Origin of the sequence: Burkholderia sp. 4NA327C6 (genome assembly GCF_005502655.1) — a bacterium.
Lineage (GTDB): Bacteria > Pseudomonadota > Gammaproteobacteria > Burkholderiales > Burkholderiaceae > Burkholderia > Burkholderia contaminans.
This window is the reverse complement of record NZ_SCNZ01000049.1, coordinates 19,067-43,051: the sequence shown is the minus strand read 5'-3', so window position 1 is coordinate 43,051 and position 23,985 is coordinate 19,067. Positions and strand designations below refer to the sequence as shown.

The window sequence follows — 23,985 nt, the reverse complement described above, 5'->3', positions numbered from 1 at the left end:
TCCGATCTTTATCGGCTTTCCGACGAATGGCGACCAGGCGGCACGCGCGCTCAAACCACCTCGAACCGCAACCCCGCATGGCGCACCAGGCGCTCGACGTAGCGCGCGTCGAACATCGTCGCGGGCGTCCAGAAGCCGCCGCCGCGACCGGTCTTGACGCCGTCTCCCGTGCAATCGAGTGCGAGGCTGATCGCAGCCTGCCCGAGCATCTTGCCGGTGGAGCCATAGCCCGGATCGCGGTCGCCGGTGACTTTCACGCGCAAGGTCTTCCCGTCGTCGGTGCGGCCGAAGAATCGCAAATCGTAGCGGCCGGCCAGCTGCGCCGCGGCGCTCGGCCCCTCGCCGGGTTTCGGCAGCAGGAAGCGCTCCATCACGCTGCGCACCGGCTGGATGACGACACCCACCATGAACGCACCGAGGCCCGCCACCATCGCCACCGCGCTCAGGCGGCCCTTGAGGCCCGTGCCCGTCATCACCGCTTCGTCATACGTGAAGCGGCTGCCGTACGCGTTGCCGGCAAGCGCATTGGAGCGATGCACGACACGCTCGTTGATCGCCGCCATCACGAAGGGCGCGATCCATGCGTCGAAGTCGCGATCGAATGCGGCCGATCGCACCGCATGCTGGCGCATCGTGAAGCCATGCCCGTTCGGACACAGTGAATAAGGATCGAGCAGTTCGCGACGCAACGCGGGATCGGCCGCGGCTTCCCGGACGACGTTGATCACGCTCGCCACCGTGCCGCCCGACGCGCCGCCCTTCAATGTCTTCACCCGCATCTTCACCTGCGTGGCCGGTACGCCCCACTGCTGCCGCGCCTGTTGCTGCAGGAAGAACACGCCCATGTCCGACGGCACCGAATCGAAGCCGCAGCAATGGACGATGCGCGCGCCGGATTGCCGGGCCGCGGGCTCGTACCTGTCGATCATCCGTTTGATCCAGTGCGTCTCGCCGGTGAGATCGCAGTAGTCGGTGCCGGTTTCCGCGCAGACCCTGACCAGCGGCTCCCCGTAAAGCGCATAGGGGCCGACGGTGGACACGACCACCCGCGTCTGCGCGCAGAGCGCGCGAAGCTGCGCTTCGTCGGCTGCGTCGGCGACGATGATCGGCACCGACTGCCCGGCCGCGCCCAGCGTCTCCCGGACCTGCCTGAGCTTCGCTTCGGAGCGGCCGGCGATGGCCCAGCGCAGCGTCTCGCCGGCGCCCGACAGGTACGCGGACAGGTAGCGGGCGAGGATCTGCCCGACGAAACTGGTGGCGCCAAATACGACGAGATCGTGGGTCGGACGGGTCATGGGCGATTCCTTCGGCGCGGGCGTGCCGCGAAGTGGCGTGGCGTCAGCGTGGCTTTCCGGGTTCATCGAAGGCCTTCATGGGAGTCGGCAGGTTCAGCACGAGTTGCGCGTCCTTCACCACGTCGAGACGCAGGATGGTGGACGCGCCCAGCCCGTCGAGCAGCTGGCTCAGCGGGCCGCCGTGCCGCACGAGCTCGACGTTGCGCGGCAACAGGCGCTGGGCGAACGATAGCGCATTCGTCTGCACGAGTGTCTGGTGCCATTCGCCGTCGATGCGGTTGATCATCGTCGACGTGCCCATGTGCGACTGCGACGCGACGTTCGTCAGCTCGGGCATCGGCACGCTCAGGCTCAGGTCCGGCCGGCCGCCCGGGCCGGCAATGCGCGCGCGGGCAGTGGCGCCGAGGTTCACGTCGATGTCGGCGAGCCACTTGGGCAGCTGGTAGCCGTGCACGCCACGCACCCGCGCGATTTCCGTGGTGACGGGCAGCGCGAGCACGTGCGCGAAGAAGCTGCGGCGCCGCATCGAGTCGATCAGTTCGAGCGCGTGCGACCCGGTCGCGCCCGGCCGCCGGATCACCACCGCGACCGACACTTCGTCGTACGGATCGTTGTCGCATACCGAATACGAGAAGAAGGTCAGCGCGACCAGCCCGTACCCGGGGAGCGCGCGCAGCGGCTCGAGCGGCACCGGCAGCGTGGTCCGCAAGCGTTCGAGCGGCGCCAGGAACAGCAGCTGAATGCTGCTGGAACGGTAGTAGAAATTCGGTGCCCAGGTCGGGCCGACCCGCGACTCGACCTGACGCTTCGGAATCCGACGGAAAAAGTCGATGTTCCCCGCCGCGGGATCGCGCGCCACCTCGTCGAGGTCGGGGTTCATCCGGAACCGGTCGTAATACCCGCCTTCGGGCACGTCGACCTGGTGTGGACCGAATTCGACCTGTGTCAACCGCCTGTCCATGTTCGTCGCCTCTCGTCGATGATCGGCCGTGGCAGGCAACACCCGATGCCCGCTGACTCACTGCCGTCAGCAAGCACTCTAAGATTCAAGTCAACTTCAAGGTCAAGGCGCCGAGTAGAGGGGCACGTCGGATTGCGTTCGAGCGACTGGCCGACGCTGCCCCGCGGGAGCCAAATCACTCGGCGGGCGCGCGACGGTCCTTGCCGCGTATCGATACCTCGCGGTGGTTACGCAACCGCACCCGTCACCCGGCGTGTGCACGCCCGGCAATCCGTCCTTTCGCATCTCAGGCTGAAGGCCGCCTATTCCGCAAGGCTGGAGGCCCGAAGGCGCTAGTCGAGCCCGCGAAGAAAATCGGGAACCGCTTCTCCGATCGAGGCAAGATAGCCGGCCATCGCACCGGCGACCTTGCGCACGGCGGGACGCGCCGTCATCCGCTCGCGCCAAGCGAGCAGGCGGGGCGTTTCGTCCGTCATCGGTGCGCCCTTGCGCGCACCGAACAACTGCGCCATGTAGAACGCGATGTCGGCGTAGGAATACGATTCGGCCAGAAACTCGCGATCCGCCAGCACGTGCTCCATGCGCCGATAGTATTGAGCCGCTGCGGCGCGTGCAGCCTCTGCCGCCGGATCGTCCGGTGTCTCCTCCAGCCCCATCAGCCTGACGACATGCGGAAAATAGATTTCGTCGCTGCGGTGTTCGAGCTGACGCGCGATCGCGCGCGCCGCCGGATGCGCCGGCCATAGCGCGGGGTCGGGCTGCAGATCCTCGAGATACTCGAAGATCTGCGTGGAATCGAAAAGCTCCAGATCGCCGTCGATCAGCACCGGCACCTGCCGCTTCGGGTTGATGCGCAGCACATCCGGATGTTTGGGGTCGTAGCCGCGACGCTGGCTGAACGGCACCATCACCAGCTCGAAACCGATGCCCTTCTCGTGCGCCGCTATCTCGACCTTCGCCCCGAACATGCTCAGCGGCCCGGAAATGATCTTCATCGTTTGATCCTCTGTGATGTCGTGATGCGTAACCCGCGTCGCTGGAACGGATCGGGAATACGGCCAAGCATAAGCCCGAAAACATGACACCTCATGTCAGGTATTTGAGGTAACGTGTCGCTCATGAAAGCGAGCCGACTGTTGTCGATCATGATGATGCTGCAGGCGCGCGGCCGAATGACCGCGCCGGCGCTCGCCGAAGCGCTGGAGGTATCCGAGCGCACGATCCTGCGCGACATCGACCAGCTCTCCACGGCCGGCGTGCCGATCTGGGGCGATCGCGGCCGCAACGGCGGCTTTCAGTTGAGCGACGGCTGGCGTACCGATCTCACCGGGCTCACCGAGCACGAAGCGCACGCGCTGATTCTGGCGGGCTTGCCCGGGCCGGCGAGAGAACTGGGCCTCGACGGCATGGCGACTTCCGCGCGGCTGAAGATGATCGCGAGCCTGCCGCCCGGCTCGCGCGAACACGCCGATCGCGTCGCCAGCCGGCTGCACGTCGACACCGTCGACTGGTACCGCGCGCAGGAAACGCCGGCATTCCTGCGCGAAGTGGCCGATGCGGTGTGGGGTTCGTACCGTATCGACGTGACATACCAGAGCTGGCGCGGCGTGTCCCGCCGCGAACTGGAGCCGCTCGGCCTGGTGCTCAAGGGCGGCGCGTGGTACCTGGTTGCCAGGGTGGTCGGCAAGCCCGGCGCACTCACGTTCCGGCTCGCGAATATCCTCGAACTCGATGCATCGCGCCGCCGCTTCAAGCGTCCCGCACGGTTCGACCTCGCGACGCACTGGCGCGACGCGATGAGCCGGTACGAAGCCGAGCTCGATCGGCTGACCGCCCATGTCGCCGTGTCGCCGCGCGGCGAAACCTGGCTGGCCAACGCTCGGATCAAGGCCGAACCTGCGGAGCACGAGGCAGGCAGCGCGGAAGTGCCGCCCGGATGGAAAGCGTTCCTGATGCCGATCGAATCGATCGAGCACGGCGCGCGGAAACTGCTGGGGTTCGGCGCACACGTGAAAATCCTCGGGCCGCAGGCGCTCAAGGATGAATTCCTCGAAGCGTTGGTACAGGTGAACGCGCTTTATCAGGCAGGTGACGCTTGAAGCATCGACTTCCGCACCGACGCGGTCGAGACGAGTCGAAACAATGGAACCGTTGAGTCTCCGCCAAGTTCGAAGTCGCGCGTTTCAATGCAACGGAGGTTTCGCGGGCAGAGCCGGAGATCCTCTCGCGCCGACGCGTCCATCACCCGCATCGAGCCTTGCGCGTCAGACAACGTCGGTATCTGAAGGCCGCATCGGCACGATCAGATCTCGTCGGAAAACTCGTCGAGAAAGCGCTGCAATCGGTCACGGCGAACGATCGCCATACGCGTACCCGTGACGGTCTGGAAACCGGTTGAAAGCCGCAGCAGTTTCGTGCGGAAGTGATCGATCGCGAATCGCTTGTCGTCGAGTTCCCGCGCCGATGCATGCGGATCGACCGGGTCATACAACGCGCTGCCCATCCGGCCCGCGACGTAAAAGCACCGCGCGACGCCCACCATGCCGATCGCATCGAGCCGGTCGGCATCCTGCAGCACCTTGGCTTCCAGCGTCTTCGGCGCGATACGGGCCGAGAAACTGTGCGCCTCGACCGCATGCGCAACCGCGTCGCGCTTCGCGTCCGGCCAATCCAGCGACTTCAGCACCTGCCGGGCCTTTTGCGCCGACAGCCGCGATGCCTGCGTGCGAAGCGGGGAATCTTTCTCCACCGCCACGCAGTCGTGCAGCAGTGTCGCGGCAAACAGCACTTCGGCGTCTCCGCCCTCCTTCGCCTGGATCGCGGCCGCGTTCTTCCACACGCGTTGCAGATGCGACATGTCGTGCGAGCCATCGCCATTGGCGTCGCGCCAGTGTGCCAGCAACGCGTTGGCCAGATCCTGAAAGGGTGCGAATGGGGGGAGCGTCATCGGGAAAGGCGGTCGAGGTCGGGATGCCGATTATCGCCGCAAGCGCCGCGCGGCAGACGATCCGCCCTCGATTCCTGCATATCAGGCAAACTGCCACCGCCAGCAGAACCCGGTTGGCTTATAGTGCGGGTTACCAATTCGACGAGGAGCGCTGCAATGACACGGGTGGCCAATGGTCCGTTTGAAGTGAAGCTGAATCCGGAATCCCTGAGTCCCGTCGCGGAACAGACCGGGCTCGGCCGCATGTCGCTCGACAAGCAGTATCACGGCGACCTCGAAGCCGTCAGTCAGGGCGAAATGCTCGCGTTTCGAAGCAGCATCCAGGGCTCCGCCGGCTACGTGGCGATGGAAACCGTGCAAGGCGCGCTGGGCGGCCGGCAAGGCAGCTTTGTCCTGCAGCACAGCTCCACCATGACGCGCGGACAGCCGCAGCAGTCGATCACCGTCGTGCCCGATTCCGGCACGGGAGAATTGCTGGGGCTCGCGGGCTCGATGATCATCACCATCGACAACGGCAGGCATTCGTACCGCTTCGACTACACGTTGCCGGAATCGCCTCAGTAAGCCGGCTCATGCAGCGGATGCGGCTGCTTCGTGGTGTCGCCGCGCCGGCGCAATGACACGTTCCATCCCGCATTCATTTGCCCGATACCCGGCAATTGCACTTCGACGAAGTGCATTGCCGGGTTCTCCCGTGATCGCGCGGATGCGTTCGACCGTGGCGACACGCTCACCCATCACCAAGCCATGACACCACGATCGCCACGCGTTCAATTCCACGCATGGCGCGCCGGCCGCACGCCGTTCAGGTAGTAGTTGCCGACGAGGTGATATTTCCACCGCACCGGATCGTGCAGCGTATGCGTGCGTGCATTGCGCCAGTGCCGGTCGAGGTTGTGCTCGGCCAGCGTCGATTGCGTACCGGCCAGCTCGAACAGCTTCTCGCCCGCGAGCAGTGCGACTTCCGTCGTCAGCACCTTCGCCTCGCCCACCGCCACGGACGCGCGTGCGACATCGTCCTCGGTCACGTCGCCGCGCGCCGCGATCTCGTCGAGCGTACGTGCCGCGCGCTCAAGCAGCGCCTCCGCCGCGTGCAGCTGGATATGCAGATGACCGATCTCGCGGATCGTCAGCGGATCGTCGGCCGCCCGCTCGACACCGCTGTCGACCCACGGCCGCGTGCGCGTGCGCACGAACGCCAGCGTATCGTCGAGCGCGGCCTTCGCGATGCCCGCGTCGATCGCGGCCTGGATGATCTGCGACAGCGGCCCGTTCAGCGTCGGCAGATCCGACACGCGCTGGGCCGGCAGCACGTGCGACGCCGGCACACGCACGTTGTCGAGCACGACGGTGCCGCTCGCGGTGGTTCGCTGCCCGAACCCCGACCAGTCGTCGATCACGGTCAGCCCAGGCGTGGGCTGGCGAATGTACGCGAGCCACGCGCGGCGCTCGTCGTCGAGGCCGAGCACCGGCACGTAATGCGCGAACAGCGCGCCGGTCGAATAGAACTTGGTGCCGTCGACGACATAGTCGTCGCCGTCCCGGCGCACGCGCGTCTTCAGGTCGAGCACGTGCTTCGTGCCCTTCTCCGAAAAGCCGTTGCCGAACCGCTTGCCGCTCAGCACTTCCGAGAACAGGTGGCGCTTCTGCGCGTCGGTGCCGGTCAGCGCGATCACGTCGACCAGCCCGAAATGATTCTGCGGCAACTGCCCGAGCGACGGATCGGCCGCCGCGACGATCTTCACCACCTCCGTCAGCGTCACGTGCGACACGCCCGCGCCGCCGTAAGCCTTCGGGACGGTGATGGCCCACAGCCCCGACTGCGAGAACCATTCGATCTCGTCACGCGGCAGCCGGCGCTCCCGGTCGCGCTCGGCCGCCCCTTCCGCGAGCCGCTGCGCAAGTGCATGCGCGGCCGCGATGGCCTGCGCGTCGTCGGCGATCACACGGACCGCCTGCGGTTGCGTGTCGGCCGGCCGTTCCTGGATCGTGGCGCTCGTCTCTGACATCGGGCTCTCCTGCTGATTGACGGAAACGTTCAATCTAGCAGCGCGCCGAACGCCGGCAAACCGAGCGATTCGCACAACGATATTCCTTCGCATGACAAACGATGCAGTGTGCGGCCCGCGACGAACCGCGCATCAGCGACGATATCGACGCCTCTGCATCGACGCCACGCCGCCTCGCCCGCGTAATGCCCGATGACGATAACGATTTACGAATCCGTTATTGGATCGTCCGCAGTGTGCTTCCTATACTGGCCTGCCGGCATCGACGGCCCCGCCTTTCAAGGATCTCTGCATGACTTCCTCTCCCGCAGCAACCGAACTTTCCATCGGCACCGACTATGACGCGCTTGCCAGCCGCTTCAGGCCGATCTTCGAACGCATCGCAGCCGGCACCGCGGAACGCGAACGCCGCCGCGAGCTGCCGCACGAGGCGATCGGCTGGCTGAAAGCCGCGGGCTTCGGCGCTGTGCGGCTGCCGGTGCGCGATGGCGGCGCCGGCGCGTCGCTGCCGCAGCTGTTCCGGCTGCTGACCGAACTCGCCGCCGCCGATTCCAATCTGCCACAGGCGTTGCGCGGGCACTTCGCGTTCGTCGAGGACTGGCTGAACGCGCCGCCCGGCGCCGATCGCCAGACCTGGTTCGACCGTTTCGCGAGCGGCCAGCTCGTCGGCAATGCGTGGACGGAAACCGGCGACGTGGCGCTCGGCCAGACCATCACGAAGGTATCCGAAAAGAACGGCCGGCTCGTGCTGAACGGCCGGAAGTTCTACAGCACCGGCAGCCTGTTCGCCGACTGGATCGACGTGTTCGCGCAACGCGCGGACGACGGCAGCGACGTGATCGTTGCCGTCTCGACCGCGCAGCCCGGTGTGATCCGCGAAGACGACTGGGACGGCTTCGGCCAGACGACGACCGGCAGCGGCACCACGCGCTTCGAAGATGCGGCGGTCGACGCACGGGACGTGATCGACTTCGCGCGACGCTTCAAGTACCAGACGGCGTTCTACCAGCTCTTCCACGTCGCGACGCTGGCCGGCATCGGCCACGCGATCGTGCGCGACGCGGGCGACCTGGTGCGCCGCCGCACCCGCGTGTACAGCCACGGCAACGCCCCGCGCGCGGCCGACGACGCGCAGCTGCAGCAGGTGATCGGCGAAATCGCGTCGTGGGCCTATGCGGCCGACGCGCTCGCGCTGCGCGCCGCGCAGCCGCTGCAACAGGCCTACGAAGCGCACTTCGGCGGCGATGAGGCGGCCGAGCACGATGCGAACGTCGCGGCCGAGATCGAATCCGCGCAAAGCCAGCTCGTCGTGTCGGACCTCGTGCTGCGCGCGGCGACGCGCCTGTTCGACGCGCTCGGTGCGTCGGCGACCCGCAGCACGACGGCGCTCGATCGTCACTGGCGCAACGCGCGCACCGTGTCGTCGCACAATCCGCTCGTCTACAAGGCGCGGATCGTCGGCGACTGGATCATCAACGGGCGCACGCCGCCGTTCGTCTGGCAGATCGGCAACGGCCCGGGTGCGAGCACGAACACGCACGCAGAGACGGGAGCCGCCCAATGAGCAAGACCATCCGCTTCAACGCATTCGAGATGAACTGCGTCGGCCACCAGTCTCCCGGGCTGTGGGCCCATCCGCGCGACCGCTCGTGGCAGTACAAGGATCTCGACTACTGGACCGACCTCGCCCGTGTGCTCGAACGCGGCATTTTCGACGCGATCTTCATCGCGGACGTGATCGGCTACTACGACGTCTACAAGGGCAGCAACTACCACGCGCTGCACCAGGCCGCGCAGATCCCGGTCAACGATCCGCTGCAGCTCGCCGCGCCGATCGCGATGGCGACCGAACATCTCGGCATCGGCATCACCGCGTCGACGACCTTCGAGCACCCGTACACGTTCGCGCGCCGGCTGTCGACCGCCGACCATCACACGAAGGGCCGGCTCGCGTGGAATATCGTCACGTCCTACCTTGAAAGCGGCGCGAAGAACGTCGGCGACAACGGCCTGCGTACCCACGACGACCGCTATGCGGTCGCAGCGGAATACATCGAAGTGCTGTACAAGCTCTTCGAAGGCAGCTGGGAAGACGGTGCGGTCGTGCGCGATCGCGACGGCCGCGTGTTCACGCACCCGGAGAAAGTGCACGAGATCGGCCACAAGGGCCGCTTCTTCGACGTGCCCGGCTACCACCTGTGCGAACCGTCTCCGCAGCGCACGCCGGTGCTGTTCCAGGCCGGTGCGTCCGGCCCCGGCAAGGCGTTCGCCGCGCAGCACGCGGAATGCGTGTTCGTCGCCGCGCCGACCCGCCCGCAGCTCGCGCGCTACGTGGCCGACGTGCGTGCGCAGGCCACGGCCGCCGGGCGCGACGCAAGCAAGGTCCTGATCTACAACCTCGTCACCGTGATCGTCGACGAAACCGACGAGAAGGCGCAGGCCAAGTTCGACGAATACCGCAAGTACGTGTCGTACGACGGCTCGCTGGTGTTCATGTCCGGCTGGACCGGCATCGACTTCGGCCAGTACGCACCGAACGATCCCGTCCGGCGCGTCGAAACGAATGCGATCGTGTCGGCGGTCGAGCATCTCGCGGGCGGCGACACCGCATGGACGATCGAGGAGCTGGCGGCCTGGGGCGGCATCGGCGGCCTGGGCCCGGTGTTCGTCGGGTCGGCCGCGACCGTCGCGGACATCCTGCAGGAATGGGTCGCCGCCACCGACGTGGATGGCTTCAACCTCGCGTATGCGGTGGCGCACGAAACCTTCGAGGACGTCGTGCGGTATCTCGTCCCCGAACTGCAGCGGCGTGGCGTGTATCCGACCGGCTATGCGCCGGGCACGCTGCGCGAGAAGCTGTTCGGCGGGTCGGCGCGGCTGCCGGACGAGCATCCGGCCGCGCAGTATCGCGACATCGAGCAGGTCAAGCGCGATGCCGAGCAGGTGGCTGCCTACGCGTGACGACCCTGCGTCGGCTGGTTGGCCCGCATGCGAGCCGGCCGGCTTCACGATGAGCGGTAATCGGTGCGTCGGGCCATCATTCGTCCGGCGCGCCGCAGCCTGATCGCCCCTCTCCCCTCAATCGACACCCGATGCAGCCCAATGCAGGCTCCCGCTTCCGCGCTCGCACGTCGAGCGGGGGGAACACGGCGGCGCTGATAACGACGACGCGCGCACTAACCGTGCGCGCGTTTTACTGGCGATGAACGAACTCGACCGCGCTCAAACGACGCCGTCGTCGTCGATGTCACGCGCCGTCGGCTCGTAACGCACGATCAACAGGAACACGATCGGCGTGGCGGCGCTGATCGCGACGACCCAGAACATGTCCGTGCCGAGCCGCGCCTGCAGGATCGGCAGCACGAACAGCGCGAGCGCCTGACCGATGCCGCACAGCGAACGCCCGAAGCCGACGCCGGTGCCGCGAATCGCCGCCGGATACGACAGCGTCGGATAGATCATCATCTGCGCACCGGGCCCGAACCCTTCGGCGAACAGCCAGGTGCCGAGCATCAGCAGCACGAAGCCGATCGCGAGTGCGCCATGCGGATGCCCCGCCAGCGCGAGCGCCACGAGCGCGACGAACTGCAGCGCGAACCCGGCGATCGCGACATGGCGCGACGCATGCCGATGGGCAAGGCGCATGCCCAGCAAGCCGCCGGTGAACGCAAACAGCACGTTCAGCGCCAGCGACGCCGCGATCGTTTCGAACACGCCCGCGCCGAGAAACTGCGACAGGATCGACGGCAGGAAGAACGCGATCGCCGTGTATTCGAACGGAATGCACAGGTTCATCACGCTGGCGACGATCGTGCGCCCCAGGTACGGGCGCTGGAACAGCACGCGAATGCGCACGGGCGGCTGGCTCGGCGCGCGTCGGGCGTCCTCCGCTTCGTGTGCATGAATCCCGTACGACTCGCGCAGAATCCGCGCGGCGTTGGCCAGGTCACCCTGGTTCGCGGCCCACAGCGGCGATTCGTTCATGAACCGGTTCCGGAACAGGATGATGACGAGCGCCGGCACCGCGCCGAAGATCAGCGACGCGCGCCACAGCCACCCCGCATGCTCGGCGGGCAACAGGAAATACAGCCCGAAGATCAGCAGGAAGCAGACCGACGACGCCACGTACCACATCGGGCACCACGCCGCGAGACGCGACGCCTTGTTGCCGCGGCCGTTGAACTTCGAGAATTCCGCGAGAAACGCCATCGCGACGGGCAGGTCGATGCCGACACCGAGCCCCATCACGAAGCGCGCGCCGATCAGCACCCAGACGTTCGGCGCGAGCCCAGCCGCGATCGCCGCGACCACGAAAAACAGCATGTCGGCCATGAACACCTGATAGCGGCCGATCTTGTCGGTCAGCCATCCGCCGATCAGGCTGCCGAAGATCGTGCCGATCATGATCGCCGACCCGACCAGCCCGGTCAGCGCCGGTGTCAGGCCGAACTCGCGCGCCACGTCGTCGATCCCGTAGGACAGCGTCGTCAGGTCGTACGCATCGAGAAACACGCCGCCGAGCGCCAGCAGCACGATCATCCGGGCATGGCTGACCGAGCTGTCCACCGTGTTGATGAGTCGCGCGACGTCGCTGGCCGAACGAATGGGTGAGGAAACCGGGGTGACGGCGTTCAGATCGATCGAACTCATCGCATTCCTTAGTTTTTCGCCGAATGACCGGCGAGGTCCGCATGGAGCCGGAAGTCGCACGTATTGCTTCGCGATCGACAGAGGCCGTGTGCAGCCAGGCACCACTCGACACGCCATCACGTTCCGGCAGCACGCATTCTGTTCTCCCGTTCCGGTTATCCCAAGCGATATAAACCGATAAATTAATCGGCCCGCGTCATTAAGTTGCCCGGCGTTCGCGCTTAGCAGCAGCTTGCATGTTCAATCGCGGATTTCTTCGTTCGCGGATCGCCGATGCTTCGTTACATTAACCGGTCACCCTGCCTGTTCGCGGCGCGTTGCCGCCCTTCCGGAGAATCCCCGATGAAGCTGTCCTGGTCCCGCGCGTGGCAATCCGCGGCCCTCGTCGTTGCCGCGTTCGCCAGCCTCGTTTCGGTGCACGCACGCGCCGCGACGCCCGCGGAGATCCGCGTCGACTACGCGTACTACTCGCCGGAGAGCCTGGTGATTCGCCACTTCGGCTGGCTCGAAGACGAATTCAAGGCCGACCGCACGTCGATTCGCTGGGTGCTGAGCCTGGGCAGCAATCGCGCGCTCGAATACCTGAACAGCGGTGCGGTCGATTTCGGTTCCGCCGCGGGCCTCGCGTCGGTGCTCGCGCGTGCGAACGGCAACCCGATCCATACGGTCTACGTATTCTCCCGTCCCGAGTGGACCGCGCTGGTGGTCCGCAAGGATTCGCCGATCCGCTCGCTCGCCGACCTGAAGGGCAAGAAAATCGCGGCGACGCGCGGCACCGATCCGTTCCTGTTCACGCTTCGCGCGCTGCACACGGTCGGCCTGACCCGCGACGATGTCGAGATCGTCAACCTGCAGCATCCGGACGGGCGCACCGCGCTCGCGAACGGCCAGGTCGATGCGTGGGCCGGCCTCGATCCGCACATGGCCGCGGCGCAGCTCGACGACGGCGCGCGCCTGCTCTATCGCAACGTCGCGTTCAACACCTATGGCTTCCTGAACGTTCGCGACGCGTTCGCCAGCCAGTACCCGCAGGCAGTCACGCGCGTACTGAAGGTCTACGATCGCGCACGCCAGTGGATCGTCGCGCATCCGGCCGACACCGCGCAGATCGTCGCCGACGAATCGAAGGTGTCGCTGCCGGTGGCGAAACTGCAACTGCAGCGCAACGATTTCAGCGATCCCGTTCCGGGTGATACCCAGCGCGCGGCGCTGAAGGCGGCCGCCCCCGTGCTGACGTCGGAGCAGTTGACCAAGCCCGGCGTCGATCCCGCGAAGATCGTCGATACGCTGATCGATCCGTCGTTCGCGCGCCCGCTCGTCGACGCATCGCGCTGAAACTGCCGACCATGCCCGACACCGCCGCCCGCGACGACGCCCTCGCGCCTCGCCGCCCCGCTTCGCCGCCCGCCGGCCGGCGCGACCCGCTTCGCCGGTGGCGGATCGCGGGCCTCGCGCTGCCGTTCGCGGCGCTCGCGTTGCTGGAGGTGGTCGTGCGGCAGGGCTGGCTGCCGAACCATCTCGTCCCGGCGCCGAGCGAAATTCTCGACACGCTCGCCCGCCTGGGCATCACGCGCGTGGCGCGTCATGTCGGCGCGAGTACGCTGCGGGTCGCGGCGGGGTTTGCGGCGGGCGCCGGCTTGGCGCTCGTCGTCGGCGCGGCGATGGGCCTGAGCCGCCGGATCGACGCGCTGTTCGAACCGACGTTCCAGGCGCTGCGCGCGATTCCATCGCTCGCGTGGGTGCCGGTGTTGCTGCTGTGGCTCGGCATCGACGAAGCACCGAAGATCACGCTGATCGCCATCGGCGCCTTCTTCCCGGTGCACCTCGCGGTGGTCGCCGGCATTCGCGACGTCGACCGCAAGCTCGTCGAACTCGGCGCGGTGTACCGGCTCGGCCCGTTCGCGCTGTTCCGTCGCATCCTGCTGCCGGCCGCGCTGCCCCAGATCGTCACCGGCTTGCGCACCGGCCTCAGTCTCGCGTGGATGTTCATGGTCGCCGCGGAGCTTATCGCGGCGACACGCGGGCTCGGCTTCCTGTTGAGCGACGGCCGCGAAACCGGCCGCCCGGATCTCGTGTTCGGGGCGATCCTGCTGCTGGCGTTGCTCGGCAAGCTGACCGACGGCGCGATGGCGCGCATCGAGTCGCACTGGCTCGGCTGGCGCGACGCCTACGACCACACGCCACGCAAAGGGTCGGCATGAGCACGCATTCTTCTGCACCCACGGCGGCGAGCACCGCGACACCGCTGCTCGACCTGCGCATCACCCGCAAGCTTTACGGCGATCGCACGATCCTCGCCGACGTCCCGCTGCAGGTTGCGCGCGGCGAAATCGTCTGCGTGGTCGGCCCGAGCGGTTGCGGCAAGAGCACGCTGCTGCGGATCGTCGCCGGCCTCGACACCGATTTCCGCGGCAGCGTGAAGCTGGGCGGCGTCGCGCTCGACGGCCCCTCCCCGCGTGCGGGCGTGATCTTCCAGGAGCCGCGGCTGCTGCCGTGGCTGTCGATCGCGGACAACGTCGGCTTCGCGGCCGGCCCGCGCGGCGGGCGCGAGCCGTCCGTCGCCCGGCTGCTCGACGAAGTCGGCCTGGCCGGGGTCGCCCGGCAACTGCCGGCCACGTTGTCGGGCGGGATGGCCCAGCGCGCGGCGATCGCGCGCGGGCTGTTCGGCGAGCCGGACCTGCTGCTGCTCGACGAACCGTTCAGCGCGGTCGATGCGATCACCCGGATGCGGCTGCAGACGCTGCTGCTCGATGTCGTCGAGCGGCACCGGACGGCCGCGATCGTCGTCACGCACGATCTCGACGAAGCGCTGTATCTCGGCGATCGCGTGCTGATGCTCGCACCCAACCCGGGCCGCATCGACGACGAGATCCACGTCGGGGTCGTCCGGCCGCGCGATCGACGCGACCCGGCGCTGGCCGTGCTGCGCGCGCGGCTGCTGGACGCATTCCAGCAGCTTCAGGATCGTGCCGACGAGACGAAGCGCCGAACGCACGACCTTCAGGCCTCCGAAGCCTGACTTCGCGCCGGCCGATTCACGACCGGCGTCGCCCGGCCTCGATGCGGCACGCGTTCACCGCAGGGGCGACGCATCCGTCATCGGATACGGGCGCGACAAGAGTCGTGGTCGCACCGGAGCACCGATCGATCGGTGCGCGGAAAATCGCGCGCCCGCTCACCCCGCAGCGGAGTGACAGGCTGCAACGTACCGGTGCACCGGCGCACTTCAACCGTGCGTATGCCGCAACTCGCCGTCGATCGTCTGCGGCAGTCGCAGCAGGTTGAAGATCGGGCATACGGCCTCGACTGCCTGATGCAGTGCACGAATCGATTCCGGCGGTTCGGGCGAGACGATATCGAGGGTGTAGCGGAGGTTATGCGGGAACACCGGCACATGCTCGAAACCCGGTTGCTGCGCGAGCGGATGCTGGTCGCCGGTCACTTCGACCTCGATCGAGTCGATTTTCAGGCCGCGCTCCGCGGCCTGAATCAGCGTGATGTGCGTCAGGCAACTGCCCAGCACGCCGAGCTGCAGCTCCGGCGACGCCGGGCCGAGGTTGTAGCCCGCGAAATCGGGCGGGCTGTCGCTGATCACCTGGAAATCGCGAATGCGGATCTCCCGCACGCCGCTGCGGCCCAGCGCGCGCACGGTCGCTTTCAGCGGGGTGGCCTTGAGTTCCGGATTGCTGCGCGCGGCTTCCTTTTTCGCGAGCCAGGCGTCGCGCTTTTGTTCGAGATAGTCGTTCAGTGTCGTCATGTCGGGCCGATACGGTCGCAATGACTGGCCACGCATGCGGCGGCCAATCGAGAGGGAGCTTCATGCTATTCCCTTCCGCGACCGCCACTAAACGATCAATCCAGCAAAGCAATTCGCAGTATCTGATGTCGCATTGCGGCACGCGCGCGCGGGAATTTCGACTGTCGTTCATCCACCTCGAGTTATCCACAATTTCCGTGCATAACCCTGTGGAGAACGTCGGAGAAATTGCCCGCCCGCCTTTACCGGCAAGGATCGCGGCGACGCGGTGCTGCCTCGCGGGCGCTGAACGCAGACAGCATCGCATCGGGTTCGGCGATCGTTAGATTGTGTGCTTCACCGGCGCCGGCGCATCGATCGCATCGGCGTCGGCAGTCAGGAAGTCCGCACCGGAAACGTGCCGTTTCGACAGCGATGCACCGCGTCGGACACCCGTCCTGCCCGACGATCCCGCTCGGGCGCCGATATCGATGCATCAGGCGAGCGCCTCGTCACGCAGACGGAATTGCGCAACCGCCGCACTCAGCCGCGCGCCCTGTTCGTCGAGCGACAGCGCCGCGGCCGCGGCCTCTTCGACCAGCGCGGCATTGCGCTGCATCGTCTGCTCCATCTGGATGACCGCGGCGTTCACCTGCTCGATGCCCGACGCCTGCTCCTCGAACGCCTGGCCGGTTTCGCTCATGATCATGTTGACGCGCTCGACCGCCGCGACGAGTTCGGCCATCGCCGAGCCGGCCAGTGCGACGAGGCCGCTGCCGTCTTCGACACGCTGCGCGGAATGGCCGATCAGTTCGCGGATCTCCTTCGCCGCCGACGCGCAGCGCTGCGCGAGCCCGCGCACTTCCGTCGCGACGACCGCGAAGCCGCGCCCCTGCTCGCCGGCGCGCGCGGCTTCGACGGCAGCGTTCAACGCAAGGATGTTGGTCTGGAATGCGATGCTTTCGATCACGCCGACGATCCCGGAGATCCGCGTGGAGCTGAGCGAAATCGCCGACATCGTCTCGACCACGCGCTGCATCGCCTCGCCGCCGCGCGACGCGATGCCGGCCGCGCCTTCGACATAGGTGCGCGCATCGCGTGCGTTGTCCGCGTTCTGGCGCACGGCCGCCGTCAGCTGCTCGACGCTCGCCGCCGCCTGTTGCAGCGAGACGGCCTGCTGCTCGGTGCGCGCCGACAGGTCGACGTTGCCGCTCGCGATCGTGCGGACGTCGCCGACGATCGTCTCCGTGCTCGCGCGCACCTGGTTCACGGTGACGACGAGGCCGTCCTGCATCCGCTTCAGCGCATGCAGCAGATAGGCCATCTCGTTCTCGCCGGGCACGACGACCGTTCCGGTCAGGTCGCCTTTCGAGATCTTCTCGAACTGGCCGACCGCGAGCTTGATCGGCTCGATGATCGCCTTCGCGAGCACGCGCTGCGCAAGGAAGCCGACGACGAGTGCGAAGGCCGCGACCGCCGCCATCCCCCACACGATCCGGTGGAACTGCACGCCGGCCGCGTCGTAGCGCGCCTTTTCGCGCGCGACCTGGAACGCCTCGAGCGCATCGATCGCCTCCTGGTAGACGGTGAACAGCGCGGGCGGCGCGGTACGCTGCGTGTCGAGGAAGCCGAAACCGTCGTCGCCGTCGAGTTGCGAGAGCGCCTTCAGGAACACGCCGTCGAGCAACGCCCGACGGCGATTCTGCAGCGTGTCGAAGAGCGTCTGCTCGTCGGCGTTGCGCGCGTGCAGGCCCGCATAGGCATCCAGTTCGTCGTTGCTCTGCTTGAGAAGCGTGCGGAGTTTCGCGATCTCTTCCTTGCCCGAGTGACCGGCGCTGATGATCTGCGCGACGTCGCTCATGCGTTCGCGCAGCACGAGCATGCGCTCGGAGCTGGTCTTCAGGTGCAGCAGCGACGCGGTGTCGTCGCGGTACATCGCCTCGAGCGAACCATTGCCCATATAGAGGGCCGCGATGCTGGCGCCGACCACCAGCACGAGCAGCACGGTATAGCCGGCGATGGTCGCGACGAGACCACCACGGATAGTGAGTTGTTTTCGCATGACGTTCCCTTGCGCCGGCCGGGCGCGGCCAGCGGCGGATGTGGATTCCGGATCACGAAAGACGCGCGCCGCGTCGCAACACGGGGCGCATGGGCTGCGAACGGGTTAACGGCGGCGGGAACGGGGAGGTTTTACCGATACGCGACGTGAATCTTGACGATTGCGACAGGGGCACGGGGATGAATGCGCCCGATTTTCGCCCCCAGCAGTACCAACGATCGCCTCGGCGGATTTCCGCGAGCGTCGTGCGGAACCCGACGCCTTCGAGTCGCTCGACGCGCCCCAACGGGCAACTAGCCGCCGTTGGCCAGCCTTGAACGGATCTCGTCGGTCGAGAGGTCGCGCAGATGCGTGGCAATCTGCCAAAGATTCCCCCACGGATCCTTCACCATCGCCCGCCTGTCGCCGTACGGCATGTCGGCCGGGGCTTCGAGCGGCGTCGCGTGTGCTGCAAGCGCCCGCCGATAGGTCAGGTCGGCATCCTCGACATACACGTACAGAAATGCCGGCATCGGCTCACGCAGGCCGTCTTCCCCGCTGATCATCAACACGGAATCACCGATCCGGATTTCCGCAGGCAAGCCCGGGCGGTATTCGCCCTGCGCATGAAAAACCGTCCGGATGAATCCGATCAGATTGTGCGGATCCGGCACGACGATCCGGGGCGTGACGGTGTGCCATCCATCGGGCTGGAACCTGGTCATGTCGGGCAGCCTCCGAAGAGATTTCCGGGGGTATTGTGCGCCGTGCTCCCGCTGTCGGCAAAAAGGGGCTCCGCGGAAACCCGCTGCCGCTTCAATCGACGATGAACAACTTGGCGCCTGTCGTGGTCGACGATCGATGCGCTTCCGCATGGTCCGCAACCTGGTAGCTCATGCCCGGGCGTAGCGTGAACCGTCGCCCGTCGTCGAGCTCCGTCAGCAACTCGCCTTCGAGGCAGTACAGGATGTGGCCTTTGACGCACCAGTGGTCGGCTAGGTAACCGGCCGAATAGTCGACCTGCCTCACGCGGATCTCCCCGAACTGCATCGTCCGCCAGCGCGCGACCCCGCGTTCTCCGCGGTGCTCGGTCGGTTCAACGGTGCGCCAGTCGGTCGTGGTAAACGGGATGTCGGTCATTTTCATCCTGCTGCTCCCTGTCGTGGCCTTGCTCGCGGGGCCTGACGCCCCCGTCAGAGAATCTCGACTTCGACGAACACTACTTCGTGATCCGTCGCGTTGACGACGTTATGCTCGACGCCCTTCAGCCCCGCATAGCTGCGCCCGGCGTGCAGTTGCGACTCGCGGTTGCCTTGTGCGGTTTCGAGGAGAAGCTGACCGTCCGTTTGCGGCACCACGACATAGTCATGCTGATGAACATGCCAGCCGGTCTCGGCGCCGGGCGCGAATCGCCATTCGGTGACGATCACGCGCTCGTTCGCGACTTGCTGGGTCGGGACGGCTTTCGGACGGTGTTGCATCGTGTGTCTCCAACTTATCGGGTGGCGCGGCGGCCCCCATCGGATGCCGCAATTCTGATGGCTCGCCATGCCCGCTGCTCATTCTAAAGTCGAAGCGCATCGTTCGACACATTCAGATGCGTCGCGATTTCCCGCGCATCTGTATTCGCCGATACCGTGTCTGCGCCGGGCTCCATTCAGAGAGAAACAGCTTCGACATGGCCGACGACGCGTCCCCTCTTCCTACGACATACATCCACGCAGCCTCGTGTTTAACTCACGCCCAACCGGATCTGGAACCTGAATGGTGAAAAACGCCGAACACATGAATTTCCACAGCGCGATCGCCTGTGCGCCGGCAGCAGATGAGCCGCTCGAGTACCCGCCCGCATGCGTCTGATCTGCTTTCCCTATGCGGGCGGCTCGGCCGCCGTCTATCGAACGCTGCAAGCGTCGTTACCCGGCATCGAAGTGCGCCGTCATGAACTTGCAGGCCGAGGCAGCCGCCTGTCCGAGCCTGCCGTCCGAGACATGGCGACGCTGGTCGACACGTTGCTGTGCGACCTGGACGACTGCTTCGATCGCCCTTTCGCGCTGCTCGGACACAGCATGGGTGCGGCCATTGCGGCCGAACTGGCCCTGCGGCTTCCCGCCCACGCACGACCGAACCTGCGGCATCTGTTCGTGAGCGCGCGTGCCGCACCGGGCCACGAGCGCCACGATCGGCGCATGCAGGCGCTGGACGACCGCGCCTTCATCGATGCGCTGCGCGAAATGGGCGGCACACCGAAGGCGGTGCTGGACAACAGCGAACTGATGGCGCTGCTGATGCCGGCGCTGCGCGCGGATTTCACGATGATCGAAAACCACCGGCCCGTGCCCGGGCCCGGGCTGGCGGTGGACATCACCGCGTTCGCGGGCCGGGCGGATAAAGAGGTGCCCGTCGATGCCGTTGAAGGTTGGGGCGCCGCGACGACCGGGCGCTTCGATTTTCACGTCTTCGACGGAGATCATTTCTTTTTGAGAAACGAAATGCGGACGATGGCCGGCATCATCGCGGCGCGCATGCGGCGCCCGGAGCACGCCGCATCGAGCGCACTGCAGGCATGACGGGCCGATCCTCGCGATCGGCGTGCCGGCCGGTGCCGTGATCGTCGAATGAAAACGCCCGTGCGCCTGATCCGCTTCCCTGCCGGAGCTGCGGGCCGGTCAAGCATGCGGGGAGGCAGCGTGGCTTCCCTGCGCGCGATACCTGGAGTGCAATTGTGCAACGTAATCGAAAGCGAATCCTCGTAACGGGTGGCGCGGGTTTCCTCGGTTCGCATCTTTGCGAGCGTCTCGTCGAACTCGGTCACGACGTATTGTGCGTCGACAACTATTTCACCGGCACGAAGCAGAACGTGGCCGCGCTGCTCGGCAACCCGAGCTTCGAGGCGCTGCGCCACGACGTCACCTTTCCGTTGTACGTGGAGGTGGACGAGATCTACAACCTCGCCTGCCCGGCTTCGCCCGTCCACTATCAATTCGATCCCGTACAGACCACCAAGACCAGCGTGATGGGTGCGATCAACATGCTGGGGCTCGCCAAGCGCACGCATGCGCGCGTCCTGCAAACCTCGACGAGCGAGGTGTACGGCGACCCGGACGTGCATCCGCAACCGGAGAGTTACCGCGGCAACGTCAACCCGCTCGGGCCGCGCGCCTGCTACGACGAAGGCAAGCGTTGCGCGGAGACCCTGTTCTTCGACTATCACCGCCAGCAGAACGTACGAATCAAGGTGGTACGCATCTTCAACACGTACGGGCCGCGCATGCATCCCAACGACGGCCGCGTGGTGTCCAACTTCATCGTGCAGGCGCTGCGCGGCGAGGACATCACGCTGTATGGCGACGGCAGCCAGACCCGGGCATTCTGCTATGTCGACGACATGGTCGACGGCTTGATCCGGATGATGGCCGCGCCCGCTGAACTCACCGGCCCGATCAACCTCGGCAATCCGCACGAGATCGCGGTCAGCGAACTGGCGCAGATCATCTTGCGCCTGACCGGCTCGAAGTCGCGGCTCGTCTTCCGTCCGCTGCCGAAGGACGATCCGACGCAACGTTGCCCCGACATCAGCCTCGCACGCACCCACCTCGACTGGGAGCCGACGATCGGGCTCGAAGCGGGGCTCCGGCGGACCATCGATTATTTCTGCTCGGCCCTCGCTGCCTGACGCCGCGCCCGGAAACCCCGCTTCGATGATCGGGAGGCAACGGCATGACGTGGCGAAGTCATATGGGCGATGTCCCATTTTCAGGTGACAGACGCGATACGGAGACCATGCTCCAATCCGGTCGTACCGTTAACACCATTGGCCAGGATGAAGCGATTCTCGTGCGCCAGTGTCCATCAATCCGCCTTGCAAGCCGGATCTGCGCGCATGGAAAAACTCGAGTATCTGAAGCAGGTCGAATCGAACGCGCGAACCTACGCGACCTCCTTCCCGCGGCTGTTCACCCATGCGAAGGGCATACGCGTACGCGACGCCGACGGGCAGGAATACATCGACTGCCTGTCGAATGCGGGCACGCTCGCGCTCGGACACAATCACCCGGAAGTCAATGAAGCCGTGATGCGGTTTCTGTCGTCCGATCAGATGCAACAGGCACTCGACCTGGCGACACCGGCGAAGCACGCATTCGTCGAGCAGCTTTTCTCGCTCCTGCCCGGGAAGATCGCCGAATCCGGCAAGATCCAGTTTTGCAGCCCCAGTGGCGCGGATGGCGTCGAAGCGGCAATCAAGCTGACCCGGCACTATACCGGCCGGCCGACGATCATGGCGTTCCACGGCGCCTACCACGGCATGACGTCCGGCGCACTCGCCGCGTCGGGAAACCTCACGCCCAAGTCGGCCGGCGGCAATGGACGCGACGTTCATTTCCTGCCCTATCCCTACGCCTTTCGCTGCCCGTTCGGCACCGACGGCTCGGCGACCGATCAACTCAGCATCAACTACATCCGGACCGTCCTGTCCGATCCCGAGAGCGGGATCACGAAGCCGGCGGCCATCATCGTCGAAGTCGTGCAAGGCGAAGGAGGCTGCATCCCCGCTCCCGACACCTGGTTGATCGAGTTGCGCGAGCTGACGCTGCGGCATGAAATCCCGTTGATCGTCGACGAAGTGCAGACCGGACTCGGTCGCACCGGCGCCCTGTTCGCGATCGAACATTCCGGCATCCGGCCGGACGTACTGGTGCTGTCGAAGGCATTCGGCGGCGGCTATCCGTTGTCGGTGGTGGTCTATGACGAGCGCCTGGACACCTGGCCGCCCGGCGCGCATGCCGGCACCTTTCGAGGCAACCAGATTGCGATGGTGGCCGGCTTGTCGACCATGCGCATCGTCGAGAGAGAAGATCTGTCGGCGCACGCGGACAGGGTCGGCAAACTCCTGGTTGCCGGCCTCGAGCGGCTTGCCGAACGCTTCCCCTGCCTGGGCCAGATACGCGGCCGCGGCCTGATGATCGGCGCCGAAGTCGTCGTGCCCGGCACCCACGGCCGAGCCGGCCCACCCCACACGGAATGGGCAAAGGCCATCAAGCGGAACTGCCTGCGCAACGGGCTCATCGTCGAAACCGGCGGCCGCAACGGCGCGGTACTCCGGTTCCTGCCGCCGCTGATCGTTTCGGAAGCGGACATCCACGACATTCTCAATCGCTTCGAGCATGCCGTGGAAACGGCCTGCCGTTCATAGCCGCGCCGCGGCGCGACCACGCGGGCCGACCCGTTCGGCTTCGCCGTGATCCACGTACAGGAAAGGACTATTGACGATGCTGGGCATGACGGAACGCAAGTTGCTTGCCGAGGGAAGCTCGCCGTGGCTGCTGGAGCCTGTGTCGAATGGACGCGATCTGGCGCAGGCGGTGAACGACAACCGGGCGGCACTCGAATCCCGGCTTCTGGAGCATGGCGCACTCCTGTTTCGTGGCTTCGACGTTTCATCCGTGGGCGGCTTCGAAGCGTTTGCTCACGCGATTTCGGCCCATCAGTCCGACTACGTCTATCGTTCCACGCCGCGCACCTCGATCGGCAACGGCATCTTCACCGCAACCGAGTATCCGCCGAGCGAGACGATCGCCCTTCATTGCGAAAACGCGTATCAACGAAGCTGGCCGCTGAGAGTGGCCTTCTGTTGCCTGACACCGGCCGCGACCGGCGGCGAAACGCCGATTGCCGACATGCGTGAGGTGAGCCGCAGGATCGGACCGCGCATCCTGGATCACTTCGAGGCGAGACAGGTCCGCTATGTCAGGCACTACCGGCGGCACGTCGACATTCCGTGGGAAACCGTGTTCCAGACCAGCGACCGCAGTGAGGTTGCAGCCTTCTGCGCAGACAACGGCATCGCGCTCGAATGGCTCGACGACGACACAATGCGCACCGCCCAGGTCAACCAGGGCGTGGCCTACCATCCGGTCACCGGCGAGCGGGTGTTCTTCAATCAAGCCCATCTGTTCCACATCTCGAACCTGGAAGCATCGCTCGCCAGTTCGATCGTCAGCCTGTTCGGCGAGGATCGCATTCCGCGCAATGCCTGCCATGGCGACGGGAGTCCATTCGATCTCGCCGACCTCGAGCAGATCCGCCGCGCGTTCCGCGAATGCGCGATCACGTTTCCCTGGCAACGAGGCGACGTCCTGCTGGTCGACAACATGCGCTTCGCGCATGGCCGCAACCCGTTCGAAGGCGAGCGCAAGGTCGTCGTGTCACTGCTGGACCCGTACACGCCCGACATCGAAGGAATCGCCGGTCGTTAGCGAGCGCGAGCGTACACGTCAACGACAAGCGGTATCGATCCAGTGCGCGAAACGCCGTGTCCTTGGATTACGGGGCAGACGCCGGATTA

22 protein-coding genes are annotated in these 23,985 nt (G+C 66.2%); 11 read left to right on the top strand and 11 right to left on the bottom strand.

Annotated elements, in window-relative coordinates:
• Positions 1–50 precede the first annotated feature (50 nt).
• The 3 genes from FFS49_RS33960 to FFS49_RS33950 all read right to left on the bottom strand — a co-directional run bounded on the left by FFS49_RS33960 (position 51) and on the right by FFS49_RS33950 (position 3,251).
• A complete protein-coding gene (locus tag FFS49_RS33960; protein WP_105818497.1) occupies positions 51–1,295 on the bottom strand; it encodes a saccharopine dehydrogenase NADP-binding domain-containing protein in 1,245 nt (414 codons plus the stop codon).
• A gap of 43 nt (positions 1,296–1,338) precedes the next feature.
• A complete protein-coding gene (locus tag FFS49_RS33955) occupies positions 1,339–2,256 on the bottom strand; it encodes an acetoacetate decarboxylase family protein (RefSeq protein WP_105818496.1) in 918 nt (305 codons plus the stop codon).
• 332 nt (positions 2,257–2,588) lie between these two features.
• Positions 2,589–3,251, bottom strand: a complete 663-nt coding sequence (locus FFS49_RS33950) for a glutathione S-transferase family protein (protein ID WP_105818495.1) — start codon at positions 3,249–3,251, stop codon at positions 2,589–2,591.
• Between the two features lie 123 nt (positions 3,252–3,374).
• Between FFS49_RS33950 and FFS49_RS33945 the strand changes: the two genes are divergently transcribed.
• Positions 3,375–4,355, top strand: a complete 981-nt coding sequence (locus FFS49_RS33945) for a YafY family protein (protein ID WP_105818529.1) — start codon at positions 3,375–3,377, stop codon at positions 4,353–4,355.
• A gap of 203 nt (positions 4,356–4,558) precedes the next feature.
• Here the strand turns inward: FFS49_RS33945 and FFS49_RS33940 are convergent, their stop codons facing one another.
• Positions 4,559–5,203 (bottom strand): HD domain-containing protein, encoded by a 645-nt coding sequence (locus FFS49_RS33940; protein WP_105818494.1) that lies wholly within the window; start codon positions 5,201–5,203, stop codon positions 4,559–4,561.
• A 156-nt stretch (positions 5,204–5,359) separates the two neighbouring features.
• Here FFS49_RS33940 and FFS49_RS33935 point away from each other — a divergent pair, with 156 nt between their 5' ends.
• Positions 5,360–5,767 (top strand): DUF3224 domain-containing protein, encoded by a 408-nt coding sequence (locus FFS49_RS33935; RefSeq protein WP_105818493.1) that lies wholly within the window; start codon positions 5,360–5,362, stop codon positions 5,765–5,767.
• Positions 5,768–5,973: 206 nt separating this feature from the next.
• On the opposite strand, the gene FFS49_RS33930 is transcribed toward FFS49_RS33935, so the two are convergent.
• Positions 5,974–7,212 (bottom strand): SfnB family sulfur acquisition oxidoreductase, encoded by a 1,239-nt coding sequence (locus FFS49_RS33930; RefSeq protein ID WP_105818492.1) that lies wholly within the window; start codon positions 7,210–7,212, stop codon positions 5,974–5,976.
• Between the two features lie 292 nt (positions 7,213–7,504).
• Between FFS49_RS33930 and FFS49_RS33925 the strand changes: the two genes are divergently transcribed.
• Positions 7,505–8,776, top strand: a complete 1,272-nt coding sequence (locus tag FFS49_RS33925) for an acyl-CoA dehydrogenase family protein (RefSeq protein ID WP_105818491.1) — start codon at positions 7,505–7,507, stop codon at positions 8,774–8,776.
• Positions 8,773–10,173: an LLM class flavin-dependent oxidoreductase gene (locus FFS49_RS33920; protein WP_105818490.1), complete on the top strand. Its 1,401-nt coding sequence runs from the start codon at positions 8,773–8,775 to the stop codon at positions 10,171–10,173. Before FFS49_RS33925 ends, FFS49_RS33920 begins: the two co-directional genes overlap by 4 nt.
• 261 nt (positions 10,174–10,434) lie before the next feature.
• Here the strand turns inward: FFS49_RS33920 and FFS49_RS33915 are convergent, their stop codons facing one another.
• Positions 10,435–11,862: an MFS transporter gene (locus FFS49_RS33915; protein ID WP_105818489.1), complete on the bottom strand. Its 1,428-nt coding sequence runs from the start codon at positions 11,860–11,862 to the stop codon at positions 10,435–10,437.
• Between the two features lie 342 nt (positions 11,863–12,204).
• On the opposite strand from FFS49_RS33915, the gene FFS49_RS33910 reads away from it, so the two are divergent.
• From FFS49_RS33910 to FFS49_RS33900, 3 genes are read left to right on the top strand one after another with little or no spacing between them, the layout of a single operon-like run.
• Positions 12,205–13,197 carry an aliphatic sulfonate ABC transporter substrate-binding protein gene (locus FFS49_RS33910; protein ID WP_105818488.1) on the top strand — a complete coding sequence of 331 codons (993 nt, stop codon included), beginning with the start codon at positions 12,205–12,207 and terminating at the stop codon, positions 13,195–13,197.
• Between the two features lie 11 nt (positions 13,198–13,208).
• Positions 13,209–14,063: an ABC transporter permease gene (locus tag FFS49_RS33905; protein WP_039362413.1), complete on the top strand. Its 855-nt coding sequence runs from the start codon at positions 13,209–13,211 to the stop codon at positions 14,061–14,063.
• Positions 14,060–14,881, top strand: coding sequence for an ABC transporter ATP-binding protein (locus tag FFS49_RS33900; protein WP_105818487.1), 822 nt, complete (start codon positions 14,060–14,062; stop codon positions 14,879–14,881). The genes FFS49_RS33905 and FFS49_RS33900 overlap by 4 nt, the downstream gene beginning before the upstream one ends.
• Positions 14,882–15,088: 207 nt before the next feature.
• Here the strand turns inward: FFS49_RS33900 and FFS49_RS33895 are convergent, their stop codons facing one another.
• From FFS49_RS33895 to FFS49_RS33875, 5 genes are all read right to left on the bottom strand, one after another.
• Positions 15,089–15,619, bottom strand: coding sequence for an OsmC family protein (locus FFS49_RS33895; RefSeq protein ID WP_039362409.1), 531 nt, complete (start codon positions 15,617–15,619; stop codon positions 15,089–15,091).
• A 475-nt stretch (positions 15,620–16,094) separates the two neighbouring features.
• Positions 16,095–17,660 carry a methyl-accepting chemotaxis protein gene (locus tag FFS49_RS33890; protein ID WP_105818486.1) on the bottom strand — a complete coding sequence of 522 codons (1,566 nt, stop codon included), beginning with the start codon at positions 17,658–17,660 and terminating at the stop codon, positions 16,095–16,097.
• 293 nt (positions 17,661–17,953) lie between these two features.
• Complete coding sequence (locus tag FFS49_RS33885; protein ID WP_105818485.1) at positions 17,954–18,364, bottom strand: VOC family protein; 411 nt, start codon at positions 18,362–18,364, stop codon at positions 17,954–17,956.
• A gap of 91 nt (positions 18,365–18,455) precedes the next feature.
• The gene (locus FFS49_RS33880) at positions 18,456–18,785 is read right to left on the bottom strand and encodes a DHCW motif cupin fold protein (protein WP_105818484.1); all 330 of its coding nucleotides are present in this window, start codon (positions 18,783–18,785) and stop codon (positions 18,456–18,458) included.
• Between the two features lie 47 nt (positions 18,786–18,832).
• Positions 18,833–19,120, bottom strand: a complete 288-nt coding sequence (locus FFS49_RS33875) for a cupin domain-containing protein (protein WP_075686966.1) — start codon at positions 19,118–19,120, stop codon at positions 18,833–18,835.
• Between the two features lie 369 nt (positions 19,121–19,489).
• Between FFS49_RS33875 and FFS49_RS33870 the strand changes: the two genes are divergently transcribed.
• The 4 genes from FFS49_RS33870 to FFS49_RS33855 all read left to right on the top strand — a co-directional run bounded on the left by FFS49_RS33870 (position 19,490) and on the right by FFS49_RS33855 (position 23,896).
• Positions 19,490–20,209: an alpha/beta fold hydrolase gene (locus FFS49_RS33870; RefSeq protein ID WP_105818483.1), complete on the top strand. Its 720-nt coding sequence runs from the start codon at positions 19,490–19,492 to the stop codon at positions 20,207–20,209.
• A 155-nt stretch (positions 20,210–20,364) separates the two neighbouring features.
• Positions 20,365–21,315, top strand: a complete 951-nt coding sequence (locus tag FFS49_RS33865; RefSeq protein ID WP_105818482.1) for a UDP-glucuronic acid decarboxylase family protein — start codon at positions 20,365–20,367, stop codon at positions 21,313–21,315.
• Between the two features lie 207 nt (positions 21,316–21,522).
• Positions 21,523–22,833, top strand: coding sequence for a diaminobutyrate--2-oxoglutarate transaminase family protein (locus tag FFS49_RS33860; RefSeq protein ID WP_105818481.1), 1,311 nt, complete (start codon positions 21,523–21,525; stop codon positions 22,831–22,833).
• Positions 22,834–22,909: 76 nt separating this feature from the next.
• Positions 22,910–23,896 carry a TauD/TfdA family dioxygenase gene (locus tag FFS49_RS33855; RefSeq protein ID WP_105818528.1) on the top strand — a complete coding sequence of 329 codons (987 nt, stop codon included), beginning with the start codon at positions 22,910–22,912 and terminating at the stop codon, positions 23,894–23,896.
• Positions 23,897–23,985 lie beyond the last annotated feature (89 nt).

What these genes read in the sequence shown, in the direction of transcription:
- FFS49_RS33960 (WP_105818497.1), bottom strand. Translation starts at nt 1,295, where the DNA reads ATGACCCGTCCGACCCACGATCTCGTCGTATTTGGCGCCACCAGTTTC.
- FFS49_RS33955 (WP_105818496.1), bottom strand. Translation starts at nt 2,256, where the DNA reads ATGGACAGGCGGTTGACACAGGTCGAATTCGGTCCACACCAGGTCGAC.
- FFS49_RS33950 (WP_105818495.1), bottom strand. Translation starts at nt 3,251, where the DNA reads ATGAAGATCATTTCCGGGCCGCTGAGCATGTTCGGGGCGAAGGTCGAG.
- FFS49_RS33945 (WP_105818529.1), top strand. Translation starts at nt 3,375, where the DNA reads ATGAAAGCGAGCCGACTGTTGTCGATCATGATGATGCTGCAGGCGCGC.
- FFS49_RS33940 (WP_105818494.1), bottom strand. Translation starts at nt 5,203, where the DNA reads ATGACGCTCCCCCCATTCGCACCCTTTCAGGATCTGGCCAACGCGTTG.
- FFS49_RS33935 (WP_105818493.1), top strand. Translation starts at nt 5,360, where the DNA reads ATGACACGGGTGGCCAATGGTCCGTTTGAAGTGAAGCTGAATCCGGAA.
- FFS49_RS33930 (WP_105818492.1), bottom strand. Translation starts at nt 7,212, where the DNA reads ATGTCAGAGACGAGCGCCACGATCCAGGAACGGCCGGCCGACACGCAA.
- FFS49_RS33925 (WP_105818491.1), top strand. Translation starts at nt 7,505, where the DNA reads ATGACTTCCTCTCCCGCAGCAACCGAACTTTCCATCGGCACCGACTAT.
- FFS49_RS33920 (WP_105818490.1), top strand. Translation starts at nt 8,773, where the DNA reads ATGAGCAAGACCATCCGCTTCAACGCATTCGAGATGAACTGCGTCGGC.
- FFS49_RS33915 (WP_105818489.1), bottom strand. Translation starts at nt 11,862, where the DNA reads ATGAGTTCGATCGATCTGAACGCCGTCACCCCGGTTTCCTCACCCATT.
- FFS49_RS33910 (WP_105818488.1), top strand. Translation starts at nt 12,205, where the DNA reads ATGAAGCTGTCCTGGTCCCGCGCGTGGCAATCCGCGGCCCTCGTCGTT.
- FFS49_RS33905 (WP_039362413.1), top strand. Translation starts at nt 13,209, where the DNA reads ATGCCCGACACCGCCGCCCGCGACGACGCCCTCGCGCCTCGCCGCCCC.
- FFS49_RS33900 (WP_105818487.1), top strand. Translation starts at nt 14,060, where the DNA reads ATGAGCACGCATTCTTCTGCACCCACGGCGGCGAGCACCGCGACACCG.
- FFS49_RS33895 (WP_039362409.1), bottom strand. Translation starts at nt 15,619, where the DNA reads ATGACGACACTGAACGACTATCTCGAACAAAAGCGCGACGCCTGGCTC.
- FFS49_RS33890 (WP_105818486.1), bottom strand. Translation starts at nt 17,660, where the DNA reads ATGCGAAAACAACTCACTATCCGTGGTGGTCTCGTCGCGACCATCGCC.
- FFS49_RS33885 (WP_105818485.1), bottom strand. Translation starts at nt 18,364, where the DNA reads ATGACCAGGTTCCAGCCCGATGGATGGCACACCGTCACGCCCCGGATC.
- FFS49_RS33880 (WP_105818484.1), bottom strand. Translation starts at nt 18,785, where the DNA reads ATGAAAATGACCGACATCCCGTTTACCACGACCGACTGGCGCACCGTT.
- FFS49_RS33875 (WP_075686966.1), bottom strand. Translation starts at nt 19,120, where the DNA reads ATGCAACACCGTCCGAAAGCCGTCCCGACCCAGCAAGTCGCGAACGAG.
- FFS49_RS33870 (WP_105818483.1), top strand. Translation starts at nt 19,490, where the DNA reads ATGCGTCTGATCTGCTTTCCCTATGCGGGCGGCTCGGCCGCCGTCTAT.
- FFS49_RS33860 (WP_105818481.1), top strand. Translation starts at nt 21,523, where the DNA reads ATGGAAAAACTCGAGTATCTGAAGCAGGTCGAATCGAACGCGCGAACC.
- FFS49_RS33855 (WP_105818528.1), top strand. Translation starts at nt 22,910, where the DNA reads ATGCTGGGCATGACGGAACGCAAGTTGCTTGCCGAGGGAAGCTCGCCG.